The sequence below is a fragment of the Cryobacterium lyxosi genome (assembly GCF_004403345.1).
GTDB lineage: Bacteria > Actinomycetota > Actinomycetes > Actinomycetales > Microbacteriaceae > Cryobacterium > Cryobacterium lyxosi.
Genome location: NZ_SOGT01000012.1, coordinates 12,521 through 26,269, shown reverse-complemented (window position 1 = coordinate 26,269; position 13,749 = coordinate 12,521). Strand labels below are relative to the sequence as shown.

Genomic DNA, 13,749 nt, shown 5'->3' with positions numbered 1-13,749 from the left:
GGCTCAGCCCACGGCGGTGTGGCGTCGGAATCTGACGGCGGCGAACATTTGGCTCAGCCGGAGATAGAGGTCGTTGTCGATGCTGTCGATGAGTGAGTCGACTTGTGAGTAGCGAATGAAGCATGAAAAGAGAGCGGTGAAAACGAACCCGACGCCAAGTTGGACGAGTGCGCCCCCGACCGCAAAGACCCGCCCTGCCGAAGAGTTCTTCATTCCCTGACCGTCCCGGTGAGCGCGGCCGCACTGACATGAGCGAGGGTCGGGGTGCTTGTTTGCTCCACGGCGCCGAGGTTAGCAAGAGGTTGTCGATTCGGCCGGGGCGTCGTCCCTGGCACAAGAACGTGTCGCGGGAGACATGACCGCGCCCGAAAGCGCCGGCATGACTCTCAGAATGCCCGCCTGGATACCTGACGCTGCGCGGTGGGTACGCATAATCGAGAACCATGCGCTCGGGGTACCACAGAATCACTCACGATGGCAGCCGTGCCCGTAAGCCGGACCCCCACTACGACGATTATTGACCCGTTCGCAGCAGAGCGGGATGGTTTCGCCATGGATGGATTACTAATTGGATACGCACGCGTTTCCACAGAGGAACAAGACCTCACCGCCCAACAGAATGCCCTCGAACGACTGGGCGTTAGATCGTCATTGATCTACACCGATCATGGTCTGACCGGAACGAACCGGGCCAGGCCCGGACTCATGGAAGCGCTGGCCGCCTGCCGTGCTGGAGACGCCCTTGTCGTTGCCAAACTCGACAGACTCGCACGGTCACTCAGGGATGCGAAAGACATCATTGACGCGCTGACGGCTAAAGACGTCAAGCTCAGTATCGGCGGGGCCGTGCATGATCCGAACGACCCGGTCGGGCGTCTGCTCTTCAACGTCCTGGCGATGGTCGCCGAATTCGAGTTGGATCTGATTCGAGCCAGAACGCGGGAAGCAATGCAGGTGGCCAAGTCGAAAGGACGTCTTCGCGGTAAGCAGCCCAAACTGTCGGTGGCGCAACAGAAACACTTGATCGAAGTACACAACGCCGGCCTACATTCCAGCGCGGAATTGGCGGAGCTTTTCAACGTCGCGCGGTCGACCGTCTATCGAACTATTCAACGTCAAATCAAATCGGGCCATTGATCGGGGTCCTCAATCGAAGTCTCGTTGCCGGATTGGCTGGTCCGGCAACGGGAACCCCTTGCGCACGAGTGAACCTCGCCCGGTAGCTAGATCTGGTGCTCTGCTCAGATCTGTTTTCAGCTCGTTGCTGCCCTCGCTCCTCGCCATGCGGCCACGATGGACCACCCCAGGAACAGAAACAAGAGCACGATGCCAGCGGTCGTGGCCCCCGGCGTGAACTGGGCTGCCCCTGCAGCGATCGCGACGACAACGAAGCCAATCCATGACGGCGCCCGAGCGGCTCTATGGCCTGCTACCCATGCAGCATCAGTGGCCATCGTGGGCGGAATCCTGAGCCCAACGAAACCATTGCGGCGGATCTTTCCCGACGCGCCAAGCTGCGTCACGACGACGACGAGGAGCATTGCGGCAGCGATGATGTAGGCGGTGAAATTTGCTTCGTAAGTCATTCCTCAGGGTATCGGCACCGCACAACTATGGGATGGAGACAGCTGGGTGAACCATTCCCGCATTCTTTGTTGGGACGCGCGACTCAGGCGTATGTCCTCGATTTGAATGAATGGAGCGCTCGTTAGCCGAACCCTCTGCGGGACGGCTTCGTCATTGTGTGTGCCGAGTACCTCGTCTGTGAAATGGCGTTGTTCTGACAGCGGCATATGGCGGGCGTCAGTTCGTGGACCAGCACTGGGCGCTCTTGCGCGATGTGGGCGATGCCGAATGGAATTTTCGGGCGTCTGTTTCGGGGCCTCTTGAGGGAGGCGGGCAACAGGAGGACCAGGTCTTGCGCTGGCTAGCTGATAGCGCGATTTACGGATATCGCAAAGTCAACCAATATCGACAGGGGTCTATTCATGGTGCAGCGGTGTCGTTTGACGACATGGTTGCCCTGATACTCGAAATCGTCACCGCTATATGGCGGCTGCGCGGCTGCGCTCTCTACATCCTGCAAGGGACGCGGGAAGGCCTGGCTTTGGGAGCGGTCGAAGGTGAATGGGATGGAAACGCAAGCTACGTGAGGTAGCGGGATGCAATTTGCACGGATTTCAGAGCGACAACCTAGAAGGTGAGCCCTGCCGCCTTGAGTTCCAAGCGCACAGCGTCCTTCCAATTCGTACCGGGATATTCCACGTAGCTCAGACTCGCGAGGTCAGAGGGGGCGTTCGATTTGCGTTGACGACGAAATATGTTCACTCACCCGAGTCGTAATACGCAAACAATGTTCTTTAACGCTGGGAGCCCGGGCAACGACCCTTATTTGTTTGAGACGCGAATACCCTCGCATAACTTGTTTGATTTAGGAACTTTGATGTCGCTTCAATCGCAAGTTACCCTCCAAATAGCGAATGCACATTCGAGTGAGAATTCGCCAACGGCAATTAATATGATCGGGGTAAATAAATGCGCGTAAAAACTTTAGTGACATTAGCAGTGGCAGCGACTCTGTCCATCGGTGGCAGCGTTGTAGGCGCGACCGCGGCGTTCGCTGATGCGAGTGGTACATCCAGCTATGGATGTACAGCCACTTCTTACACGCCCTACAAGGCCGGATCAGGGCAAATTTACGGACGTGGGTACGTGTCCTGTTCCGGATCTCCGAATCGGACGGTTTTTATCGAAGTCCACCGGAGCGAGGGGTGGTGGCATCCGGTAATCGCCACGAACAGCGACTCAAGCGCTAGCACTATCTATTCCATCAGTGCCCAGGGCTGCGACGACAACTCGGGGCATGTCTATTTTGACGAGGTGTCGATGTCAGGTGGCGCCGAGATAAATAGCGGCAATTCCAGAACTCTCTCCACGGACTGCCCCCTCTAGTGGTTGTCGTCCTTAGCGCTAAGGACTTGACGGTCCAATACAACGGTACCTCCTCCCCGCAAATCCAGAACTTTAACCTGGAACTGGACGGGGGCGTTGTCGCCATCGTTGGTCGCAACGGTGCAGGAAAGTCCACGCTGCTGAGGACTCTCGTGGGGATCCAGAAGGTCGGTGCCGGGACTCTGGAAGTTCTTGGCACCGACCTTCGCTCGGCTGGGCCGAAGTACGACTTGCTCAGCCGAATTGGGTTTCTGCCCCAGGACTTTGGCTATGTACCGAGCTTCACTGTCGAAGAATTCGTCATGTATGGCGCATGGCTCAAACGACTTCCGCGAAAACATATCCCCATCGCCGCGCGTGACGCCATCGAGCAAGTGGGTCTCGGCTCGGCGTGCAACACAAGAGTTGGAAAGTTATCTGGCGGAATGAGGCGGCGGGCCGGAATCGCTCAGGCAATCGTTCATTCGCCCGACCTGCTGATTCTCGACGAACCAACCTCGGGCCTCGATCCCGAGCAGCGGATCAGCTTTCGCGAACTTATTCGATCGATTCAAGCCGAACGTTGCGTTATTCTCAGCTCCCACCTTATCGAGGACGTGCGAGCACTCGCCTCTCGAGTGCTCGTCCTTGACGCAGGTAAGAACTTGTTCGACGGAACTGTTCCAGAGCTCGAGGGTCAGGAACTGCCAAATGCCCCCGGTGATTCAGCGCTTGAGCGCGGCTACACAAGCGTGATCGCTGGGAATCGGGCGGCAGACCAATGAGGCAACTCAAGCTTGAACTTCGACACTCATCGTTTCGATTCGTAGCTCCGGCCCTGGCCATCGTCGCCATAGGGGTCGGTGTCACGAGTTCATGGACTCAGGTAGCGAGCTGGCAGAACATCTCCGAAGCGCTCCTGCAGACAACACATTTCCTTGCTCCATTCCTTGCCGGATTTGGGGCGTGGGAGTCGCTCAGATCCGCACGCAGAAACCTGACGGTGTCAGAAAGTACGGCATCCCTCAGCCTCGCCTCCATACGCGCACCACAGTTCATCGCCATGGTGCTGTGGGTGATTGCCCTCACGATCGTGATCTTCCTGTCGCTCCTTATACGAGCGGGAATCATAGGTCATCTAGACGGGTCGGCTGAGATATTTAGTCTCACTCTGGCCGTTGCAGCGAACGTTTTGTTCATCACGGTCGGTTTCGTAGTCGCTGAGATCACGCGGCAGTGGTGGTCCATTCCTTTCGCTGTGCTCATTCCACTAGCCCTATATGCAATTGAGCTCTTTGGAAATGGAACGCGTTGGTTGTTGGCGCTCAACCCCCTGCATGGCTACATTGCGGCCAATGGTCAGCTCCCTGATTCATCTGCGTTTGCTGGCCAATGCCTTGTCGCACTGGCCAGCGTCCTACTGCTAATCGCGGTCGCAATGAGTCGCGACAGGACACGAAGCGCGGTGACGATCGGGTTGATTGGGATCCTCGCCATAGTTCCGCTCGTCACCGGTGGCGCTCTCGTTGCTTCGAGCAACGGCCAGGAGTGGAGGGCGCAGGCCGACGCTGAGCTGGAATGGACAACGGAAAAGAAGAACGGGGTATCGGTCACTGTTTTGAGCACGTACACGCCTGTCCTCGATCAGCTCACCAGCACCTGGGCGCGAATTTCGGACCTCACCTCGACAAGCGACCTCGCCTTCACCTCACTTCAACAGGACCTCGATCCCACCTACGACCCCGAAGCACCCAGCAAAACGTTCTTCCGTCTCGACCTGAACCCGAGAGCGGCCGACATCGTTTCAAGCTCCATCGAGGCAGGGTTTAACGATGTTTCCGCATGCACTCCTAATGATCAGTCCGGAGACTTCTGGCTGCAGGGCCATCTGATCGTCCAGTCGTGGTTCATGGATAGGCGCGCTTTTGGCTCGAATGTCTCCATTGACAGCGACCCGCGCCTAGGCGAAGGGCTGTCGGCTTTGTTCTCGCTGTCTCCCGACGAAGCACGCGCATGGGTCAAAGAGCACCCACAGAACATCCGAACCTGTTCGTGGGACTACGCAGACTTCGAGTTCTAGATGCGGCTGTTCCTCAGGAGCCGCGCTCTTCTGGCTTGCGTCCTATTCGCCACCGCCCTCGAAGCGTCATTACCGCTTTGGGGTGCGAGGGCGTTCAAGATCACTTATCCCGGCTTCTTCGAAGCCGTACCTCTTGGCGTACCAGCTCAGTTCGCGGCTGTTGCAGCGATTCTTTACAGCACCGACTCAGCGTTCCACCCCCTCGAACGGATGGCCGCACGTCCGCTATTTCCAATGCGCCTGTTGTCCCTCCTAATCGTCACAACCCCACCGCTTGGCGTGCTCGTCCTGGCCTGCGCGGTGATGGGCGATTCTGGAACTATTGGGTGGGCCGCACCCGTTCGAGCTTTCCTTGGAATGCTCGGGCTCGGATTAGTCGCCGCTCAATTTATCGATAGGCGGCTAGCGGGCCTGTCCGCTGTCCTTGCCATAGCTGCCCCCATGACCCTCAACCCGATTCAAGTTACCGGGTTCGAGGTTTGGGGATTTGCCTATTCAGGTTCCCCTGAGCCAACATCGTGGCTCGTTGCCACTGCCTTTTTCGTCTTAGGGAGCATCCTTCATGTCACATTCCTACCAAGGGGACCCCAACTCGCAAGCTGATCGTGGCGCATAAGACTTCCATTTCGCCCCGTGCTCAGCTCCTGATGCCACGAACACTTTCATATATATATATATATTTTTTACGAGGCTCTTCTTTAGAACGGTCCCCAACTCGCTCGGTTGCTCAGCCACAACCAAGTTGGGAGGTGAGACCGGTGCCTGCCGCTGCGTCAAGACTATAAGTCTCGCTTCCGGCAGTCGGTCCGCGGTGGACCAGCTGCGGCGGCAGCAACGTCAGATGTCGCGAGGCTTTCCATCACTCGAGGCCGGCAACGACCTCGACGACCTCAAGCCCGTCGACGTTGAATAACTGCAGGACACATTCCTGTAAGGGGGACCTCGACCGGGCACCGAATCGCGTGAAGGCAACCGAGTCGACGCCTGAGCTGAGATGCCCGTTAGACGAACCTTGATCGAGACGATGTCAGGACAGCAGGAATGAACGAAGCGCGATAATCCAAGAGTCGAATGAATCGAGGTGTCCGTCGTGGGACGCCCCGGCGAGATCAACTCGTTTCACGTCTCGGCCGCGGTCGATGAACTCAGCCTCTTCTTGAGCGGTGAACATCCCCGCTTCCGCGTAGACGACAAGAGTCGGTGCAGTTACGATCTCCCATTCATCCCAGCGGGGTCGGAGGAGACCGTTCAGGGTCGCGACCATAACTTCTGCGTTGAACCGCGGCCAGAGTCCATCCGCTTCGTCCTTCAGATCGGCCGCCCACGCCCGAGCCAGAGGCCCGTCGCCCAGGAAATCTCGAGCGGCTGACGTGTTCGCAAAAGGAACAGGCCAGGACCGGAAGAAGTCACCAATCCGTTCATTCTCGGCACTGCTGCCGCCGCCAGCCCCACCTTCGAGCAGGACAAGCTTTGCGACCAGATCCGGTCGCGCTGCGGCGAGGAGCATGGCAGTGTGGCCACCCATTGACTGGCCGATCACGGTGACGGGCGTATCGGCCGTCGCTTCGATCACCTGCACGACGTCGCTCACGAACGCTTCCCGTGACAGGTCGTCGGGGATCGTGGTGCTCTGGCCATGTCCACGCTGATCGATCAAGATGGTCCGGAATTCGGGAAGGGCTTCCGCAGTTGCGGCGAACTCCCGCGAGCTGCCAGCCAACCCATGCAGGATAACGACGGGCAGTCCGTTACCTCCAGAGTCGAAACAATTGATTCGGACGCCAGAGCCAACATCCACTCCGAAACGGCCGGGGAAGTCCCCTGTCGCGATCATGTATTCACGGTACCTCCCGCAGAAATCAGCCATCCGCGTGGACAGGAGCGATCACCTCCGCGTGCGCCACAGCGGCGAAACCACGCCAGCCCTTGCCGGCAAAAACCAAGTCCAGGCGCACCGCAGCGGGAACCTTCGTGGGACGAGAGCGTTCAAAATGTCGACGCCGCCCAGGAGGGTCTTCCCACACGCGTTACTCGGCCACTGCGGACGCATGGCTCGGCCATCGGCATCGACCAGCCATAGCTCGGGCGAATACTCCCTCGTCAACGTGCAGAGCTCCTCACCGCCCTCGCTGACGCCATTCGAAACACCAGAATCAGGCGTCGCCAAAACCTTCAAGAGCGCATCGAGATCGCCGTCGAGACGATCCGCCGTCGGCCCAGTCGTCTCACCCAAAGTGGGAAGCACATTGCAGCGATACACGGCAACCGGCATGAAGTTTGTTGGAACTCGCATGCGTGCCGGCGCATCCGCGCCATCACTGTGAGAATCCAGCAAATCAACGTCATTGTTGGCGGGCTGGAACCCAGCGGGAGAGCGTGGGGATTGGAACGCCGAGATGATGGTCCTCTCTCTTTGTTCAGGTCCCTGCGTAGTCATTCGCAGCCTTCATTTTCATGGTGAACGTTGTCCCTATTGTCGGCTATTCCTGTACTCGCCGGGCGGTCCGAGCCGTCTATAACTTGAGCATTAACAACTCGTCGTCGAACTGTGAGGCGACGTTTTCACGAAAGATACCGGGAGCACGGTTTCATCTTGACGCAAGATAGACCACACTAAAGAGTGTTGGTCTCCAGTCAACCGGCGGGACGCGACCCAACTTTATGGGGATACCAAAATTAAAATCAAATATAGACTGCTATCTGCTATTGCCGTATTCGCGCTCCTGAGCGCGGGCGCACAAGCATCTTCGGCAACTGAAATGGATAACAGCGCCGTCGCCGCCGAAAGCGCACAAGCAGCAATGTTATCTGACGAGGTTGCGCTAATTGCGGAGGATAACCGTGACAGAAGCATTCAGAGCGCATCCGGTTACGTTGCCACTGGACTCGCATTCGATTTGGCAGAAGGCGACCAGTTTGTCGTTGACGGCAGCGGGCAGTCAGCGACGCTGTCCAACGCCGAAGGCCAAATACTCCTATCGCTAGAGGCTCCTTCGCTGACGCGTGGGGGCGGCACCGAAACATTGCCAGCCAAATTCAGTGTTCTCGACAACGTCTTGCAAGTAGTTCCGCTTGACGCGACTGCCGGTCAAACTTCGTTGAACCAGCATGCCTCCTGCTTCGAGAGCTGGCTCGCCGGTTTCATCGTTGGGGTGTCAGGAGAGCTTCTCGTTTGTCTCCCCATCGGTTTGGCATTCGCTCCCGCTGGCGTTGCTTGCGCCGTTGGTCTGGCTGGTTTTGCTGCAGTGCTAAACTTTAGCCGGTCCTGCGGCTAGCGGAAATAATCGGATATGACCATGACTAAGAAACGCCTGACGCCACTCGAACGCCTAAACGATCCCAACGAGATCCTCAAATTGTTTGCGTGGACGGAACTCGCATGGTTTGTGGGAATTCTCATCGGAAACTGGATAAAATCGCTATATTCCAACGAATCATTCTTTGATTTAATCCCGGAATACCTGCTATTTGGTTGGGTGCCGGCTGCGATCGCCATCGCAATCGTGGGGATCATCCTTTTCAAACGCGCGGAACGAAAATCCGCTAGGGGCCAGAAGGAATAAGGTCCGCAGGCAGACCCAAGCTGTATAACGGGTTCTTAAGAGACTGCTCGAGAAAATTGCAAGGTAGATCGTCGTCGAATCCAGGGGCATACGATACGTCCCCGCCTTCAACGCCAATGAGGCTCCCGTTCCAGGTGATTGCCGATCCTGAATCGCCTGGAACGGAGCACATGTCGATCATCATGACCACCGTGCCATCGACTTGTCCAGGGCCAATAACTAACCCGCAATCTTCTGCAACTTGGGTTCCGGCTTTACAAGCTTCTTTGCCTGCTTCTGGAAAGTCAGATGTTGCGTATTGGGGGAGTCGAATTGACTCGGGGGCCCGCAACAAAGCGAGGTCGTAAGTTTCGAACCGCTTAATCACTGGCAACGGAGCGGAGAGCGAAGGCGCTTCGACAGAATCCTCTGTACCTATGCAGTGCAGTGCAGTTATGAGTGCACGCTCGTTGTTGTAGATGATTTCTGCAGAGACTGTGCAAGAGCCGACATCAGGATTTTCTATTAGCAATGACTGGAGTTGTTTGGCATTATCCCCTGACGAACAACTCGAGGTCAGTAGGCCAGCTGAAAGTACGAGAAGAAATATAGCTTTACGCGATGACATGAATAGATCCCTCCCAAACGCATCAGTTCTGTCACTCAAGACTAGGCTAAGGACTCCTTACTGTTTGATTGATTCCAACGCTGTCCTGCCACGGGGTCCGCTTCTGCCGACATGATCGGGGTTTGAGTAGTAATGGATAGAAACGTCCGCTTATGCTTGAAGTCGTTACGCGGGCTGCGGTTTTCTGCCGATGCTTTCTTTGTTGAGGTGTCCGTAGATGGTTGATCGTTGCGTCTTGAGTAGGTACGCGATCTATTGGACGGTGTAGTTGCCGGCGTTGTAAAGTTCTTGGGCGCGGAGGGCGCGGAGGGCGTGGAGGGCGTGCTTGGGTGTGAGTTTGGGCTTTCGGCCACCTTTTCGCCCTCGGGCCCGCGCGGCGTTAAGCCCGTCGCGGGTGTTGGCGATGATGAGTTCTCGTTGCACTTCTGCCAGGACGGAGGGCATCCCGAACATGGCTCTGCCTTCTGCTGTGGTGGTGTCGATGCTTTGCTCAAGCACGCGCAGACCGACGCCGCGTTCTTGGAGGGCAGCGCCGAGGGTGACCAGGTGCAACGCGGATCGGCCAAGGCGGTCGAGGCGGGTGATGACGAGTTGGTCACCACGCCTGTTGGCCGAAGCGAGGGCTTTGTCGAGTTCGGGGCGGGATGCATTGGCCCGCTGGCGCGATCCAGGTAGATATCTGCCGGGTCGACGCCGGCGCGGGTGAGGGCATCAATTTGGTGGTCAGGATTTTGGTCTACGGTGGAGACGCGCGCGTAGCCCTAGTGCTCCGCTGTGGCGGAGGCGAAATCTTTTGGCTTCGGTCAACTTGTCTCCGTCGCCTTACTCGTTTGCACACCCCGACTAGTAGCGGCACGATTGCTTCTGACTATCCAGCCTCACGACAGCGACAATGAAATTGCGAAAGTACGATACGGAAAACTCGACAAAGGGTTCAGCTCGACGTGCGCACGTTGTGCAAACCGCCTCTAGAACAATCCGCCTATCTGTTCGAATACCGCGTAGCCAAAAGGCTGAGGAAGTTACGGATGTAGTTGGAACGCGGCCTGCGAGGCTTTGTTTGGTTATTCAACCCTCCAAATGATCCGTGTCGATCCGTTTGGTAGCTTGCGAGCTCGTGGCGGTGGTTCTACTTATCGACGGCGGCGCGCCGCCCCTGCCACGCCGGACACCCGCCCGCACCGCTGCAACGACATCGTCGACCGGCACCGGAAAGTGGACCGCCGGGCTTCTTCTGAAACCACTCGAAGACCGTCGGAGCATTGAGATGGTCGCGAGCCGATAGTCAACGGTAACGACTTGGAATCCCGCTGCGGCCAGCGATCGAGCGACGTCATGAGACTTTGGCTGGTCAAGGTTGCCTTTGAAGAATCCACCTCCGTGAATCCACACGATCGGCGCGGATCTGACTGGAGTCATGCCGATAGGCGACGAATAGCGTCGGACGGGTATAGGGCCGTGGAAACCCTGGATCACGCTGTCGATCCAGTGGACAGGCTTCATGCTTTGATCGCGCGGCTCACGTTCTCACCGCGTCGAGCCCGACATGCGCCGAAACCATGCTTCGTCGCCTTGCCGCCAGTGCAAACGGGACGACAGAACACTGGTGCAGCTACGGGATGCTGCCAGCTTCGTGCAGACTCGACTCACGTCAGCACCGGCTCACGATTCGCTGCCCTGCGTATACCAACAACGGCAAGGACGAGTAAAGCGACCCCGCTCACGGCGTAAAGGACTGCGCCTGTGGGTACGTGGACGCCACCCGACACGGCGAACGTATCCGCGACATCCATCCCAAGCGAAAACGACCCCACGAAGTATGCAGGTGCCCCACCAACAATCACCAAGAGATGGCCCATGATTACGGGAGCGCGTCCGACCCGTCCAGTAAGTCCGAGGACGCTCAGGACCAGGGCCAGCACGAGGCCAACAGAACCCCACACAATCAAGCCAATCACGGAGCCAACGACGTCCGCTCCCGCGTCACCAAGTCCCGCAACGATCTGCTGATACCTGAGCCCGGGGACGGCGGCTTCTGGATCCCACACGGCAATCGTCAACACCATCACCGCCGCATACACACCCACAATGAAATACGATTCCCCATTCCTGCACACTAGCGCGAGACCTAACCACACTGCCGAGCGCTTCTTTCCCCGTCTGCCGCCATGGCGCGGGGCGCCCGCAAGGGGAACCCTATGCGGGACGCTTCGACACGTTGCGCCTTCCACTGGCATAGGCGGGAGGAACAGTAGCCACCGGCGAGACGATCACCCACTCATTGGATTGCCGTGCGCTACGTGTGTATTGTTTAGAAACACACACGTACTGTAGGGCAACACAGGAAGCCGGAGGCTGAGATGAACTTATCCGCACCGCTCGCCTCGTTCATGCATGGTTTAGACGCTGTGACCTTGCGCGTCATCGCCAGGGCTGGCGCGCAACTCTCCGGCCGACAGATCGCCCGTCTCGCCGGAAGGGGAACACCAGCCAACATCCGGTTGTCTCTCCTTCGGCTAGTGGACATCGGGCTCGTGACCATGGTTCCAGCGCCACACGCGACTATGTATTCGGCCAACCGATTGCACGTCCTCTGGCCGGCCGTGGAGATCGCGATGGACGCACGCCAGGAACTGACCAGGCGAATTGCGGCGTTCGCCGACAGGAACGCGCCCGACGGTGTCACGGTAGCCCTCTACGGATCCGTGGCACGCGGAGAGTCAACCAGTAAGAGCGACATAGACCTTCTCATCGTCTTTCCTGATGCCGTCCCCCTCGACGACCGTGACGAATTCGTCACCGGGCTCAGGGACAGCGTGCAGCTGTGGACCGGCAATGATGCTCAGATCTACGATCTGACTGAATCAGCATTGACCACACAAAGTACCGAGAACGATCCGATCGTCGACAGCTGGGTCAGTGACGGGATCATCGTCTTCGGGAACACCCGCTTGGGCATGAGGAGAGCGCCATGAGAATCACACAGATGACGGCGCAAGAAGTGCGTATCCGCGCCGAACACGCCCGCGACTCCCTCCTCACCGCCCAGGCCCGATTCGAGCCGGGAGGGCCGATGGCGTCGAACAATACGACCGGTCTCAATGCCGTGAACGCCGGTATTGCAGCGGCCGACGCTATCTGCGGCTCGAAACTGGGGTACCGCTCAAGCGGGCAAGACCACAGGCAGGCCATTGGCCTCCTGAGTCAGGCGCTCCCCGAGAAGAAGACAGCAGCACGAGACCTGGGAAGACTGCTCGAAGCAAAAACCCTCACATCGTACGGGGCGAGCCACATCACCGAAGCCAGGGCCAGCGAACTCCTCAAGTACGCAACTCGGCTGGTTGATCACATGGACTCTGTCCTCGCATCCTGACCACAGCTCGACCGCAGGTCCGGACCCACCTCACGTCAGTGCCAGAAGCCGAACCCGTTATGGGAATCGGACCCGTGATGTCATAGAGATGGATTGACTAGGTTTCGGTGGGGTTGTTACGCGCCGATCTCGGTGAGGAGGACGCGCTGCTCCTGCTGGGTGAGGCCGGATCGGCGTTCCCGATCGAGTCCGCGAGCCCGTTCATCCTTCAGCACATCCTGGAGAGTGTTCAGCAGGGAACGCTCGGTTCCGCCTGCCTGGACAAACCGGCTGCGGCTGCGCCGAGCGAAGGCGGCGTCGCTGCAGGGAAGCCACAGCGGCAAGGACCGCGGGCCAGCCCAGCAATTGATACCGTGCGCGGTCAGCCAGTCGTCTTCGGCCATGATGAGTTCGCCCGTATGGCCTGCAACCCCGGCGGCGGCCAGCAGAACCATGGACAGATCACGTTCGCTTCCAATGACGTTGTAGATTCCGGCCAGGCCGTGCTGTCCCGCACTAATGAGCCACTCAGCAAGATCCCGGACATCGATGAACTGTACGTACCGATCTTTAGCATTCGGCACGAGAATGGGTTCTTCCGGTGCAGCGGCAAACCTAGATACCCAATAGCCGAAACGGTCACTCATATCACCTGGCCCCACGATCAGGCCCGGTCGCGCAATCAGAAGACGATCGCCAACCGCCGCTATTGAGGCGCGTTCGGCGGCGACTTTCGCCTGCGCGTAATCATCGAGGTCGACTGGCTCGACAAGAATGGCGTCCTCATCAGCACCTGGTTCAGTATTGGTCGCATACACGGAAACGGAGGAGACCAGGGTCCAATGCGCCGTGCTGCCGGCCAACGCTTCGAGCGCTCCAGTAACAAGGTGCGCGTCATAGCTGAGCTCAATGATCTCGTCCCAAGATTCACGCGCGACAAGATCGTAGGCGTGAGGCGATCGCCTGTCGGAGCGGACGAACGTCACCCCGCGGGGAGCGGATCCAGATTCACCGCGAGCCAAGCACGTCACGTCCTGACCTTGGCACGCCAATTGCTCGGCTATCTCTCGACCAAGCCAGGCAGTTCCCCCGAGAATAAGCGTGCGAGTCATGACCACAGTCAATCGCACAACCCAAACACAATGATGCCGGATTCGCTCTGAGCACAGCAGCTCTAAACCAATATCGTCGCCGAGGTGGCAAACACGTTGCGATG

At 58.2% G+C, this 13,749-nt stretch carries 14 protein-coding genes and 1 pseudogene; 8 read left to right on the top strand and 7 right to left on the bottom strand.

Going from position 1 to position 13,749, the window contains the following annotated elements:
- The first annotated feature begins 552 nt into the window (after positions 1–552).
- Positions 553–1,137 carry a recombinase family protein gene (locus E3T27_RS09965; RefSeq protein ID WP_134572998.1) on the top strand — a complete coding sequence of 195 codons (585 nt, stop codon included), beginning with the start codon at positions 553–555 and terminating at the stop codon, positions 1,135–1,137.
- 116 nt (positions 1,138–1,253) lie between these two features.
- Here the strand turns inward: E3T27_RS09965 and E3T27_RS09960 are convergent, their stop codons facing one another.
- Positions 1,254–1,586: an SdpI family protein gene (locus E3T27_RS09960; protein ID WP_104198130.1), complete on the bottom strand. Its 333-nt coding sequence runs from the start codon at positions 1,584–1,586 to the stop codon at positions 1,254–1,256.
- Between the two features lie 224 nt (positions 1,587–1,810).
- Between E3T27_RS09960 and E3T27_RS09955 the strand changes: the two genes are divergently transcribed.
- From E3T27_RS09955 to E3T27_RS09945, 3 genes are all read left to right on the top strand, one after another.
- Positions 1,811–2,158, top strand: coding sequence for a hypothetical protein (locus E3T27_RS09955; RefSeq protein WP_104198129.1), 348 nt, complete (start codon positions 1,811–1,813; stop codon positions 2,156–2,158).
- 820 nt (positions 2,159–2,978) lie between these two features.
- The gene (locus E3T27_RS09950; RefSeq protein WP_166805468.1) at positions 2,979–3,716 is read left to right on the top strand and encodes an ATP-binding cassette domain-containing protein; all 738 of its coding nucleotides are present in this window, start codon (positions 2,979–2,981) and stop codon (positions 3,714–3,716) included.
- Between the two features lie 278 nt (positions 3,717–3,994).
- A complete protein-coding gene (locus tag E3T27_RS09945) occupies positions 3,995–5,011 on the top strand; it encodes a hypothetical protein (RefSeq protein WP_166786172.1) in 1,017 nt (338 codons plus the stop codon).
- Positions 5,012–6,038: 1,027 nt separating this feature from the next.
- Here E3T27_RS09945 and E3T27_RS09940 read toward each other — a convergent pair.
- Together E3T27_RS09940 and E3T27_RS16820 are read right to left on the bottom strand one after the other, a co-directional pair.
- A complete protein-coding gene (locus E3T27_RS09940) occupies positions 6,039–6,845 on the bottom strand; it encodes an alpha/beta fold hydrolase (RefSeq protein ID WP_134572505.1) in 807 nt (268 codons plus the stop codon).
- A gap of 51 nt (positions 6,846–6,896) precedes the next feature.
- Complete coding sequence (locus tag E3T27_RS16820; protein WP_206750162.1) at positions 6,897–7,448, bottom strand: hypothetical protein; 552 nt, start codon at positions 7,446–7,448, stop codon at positions 6,897–6,899.
- A 322-nt stretch (positions 7,449–7,770) separates the two neighbouring features.
- Between E3T27_RS16820 and E3T27_RS09935 the strand changes: the two genes are divergently transcribed.
- Complete coding sequence (locus tag E3T27_RS09935) at positions 7,771–8,286, top strand: hypothetical protein (protein WP_134572503.1); 516 nt, start codon at positions 7,771–7,773, stop codon at positions 8,284–8,286.
- A gap of 21 nt (positions 8,287–8,307) precedes the next feature.
- Positions 8,308–8,574 carry a hypothetical protein gene (locus E3T27_RS09930; protein ID WP_134572501.1) on the top strand — a complete coding sequence of 89 codons (267 nt, stop codon included), beginning with the start codon at positions 8,308–8,310 and terminating at the stop codon, positions 8,572–8,574.
- On the opposite strand, the gene E3T27_RS09925 is transcribed toward E3T27_RS09930, so the two are convergent.
- From E3T27_RS09925 to E3T27_RS17345, 3 genes and pseudogenes are all read right to left on the bottom strand, one after another.
- Entirely contained in the window at positions 8,555–9,181 is a 627-nt protein-coding gene (locus E3T27_RS09925) for a chymotrypsin family serine protease (protein WP_134572499.1), read from the bottom strand. The genes E3T27_RS09930 and E3T27_RS09925 overlap by 20 nt on opposite strands.
- 252 nt (positions 9,182–9,433) lie before the next feature.
- Positions 9,434–9,772, bottom strand: a pseudogene (locus tag E3T27_RS09920) (recombinase family protein); the annotation flags it as partial.
- A 477-nt stretch (positions 9,773–10,249) separates the two neighbouring features.
- Positions 10,250–10,600 (bottom strand): alpha/beta hydrolase fold domain-containing protein, encoded by a 351-nt coding sequence (locus E3T27_RS17345; protein WP_198416518.1) that lies wholly within the window; start codon positions 10,598–10,600, stop codon positions 10,250–10,252.
- A gap of 941 nt (positions 10,601–11,541) precedes the next feature.
- Here E3T27_RS17345 and E3T27_RS09910 point away from each other — a divergent pair.
- Both E3T27_RS09910 and E3T27_RS09905 read left to right on the top strand, forming a co-directional pair.
- A complete protein-coding gene (locus E3T27_RS09910) occupies positions 11,542–12,156 on the top strand; it encodes a nucleotidyltransferase domain-containing protein (protein ID WP_104197138.1) in 615 nt (204 codons plus the stop codon).
- Entirely contained in the window at positions 12,153–12,554 is a 402-nt protein-coding gene (locus E3T27_RS09905; RefSeq protein WP_104197137.1) for a hypothetical protein, read from the top strand. The genes E3T27_RS09910 and E3T27_RS09905 overlap by 4 nt, the downstream gene beginning before the upstream one ends.
- A 116-nt stretch (positions 12,555–12,670) precedes the next feature.
- Here the strand turns inward: E3T27_RS09905 and E3T27_RS09900 are convergent, their stop codons facing one another.
- Entirely contained in the window at positions 12,671–13,645 is a 975-nt protein-coding gene (locus E3T27_RS09900; RefSeq protein ID WP_104197136.1) for an NAD-dependent epimerase/dehydratase family protein, read from the bottom strand.
- Positions 13,646–13,749 lie beyond the last annotated feature (104 nt).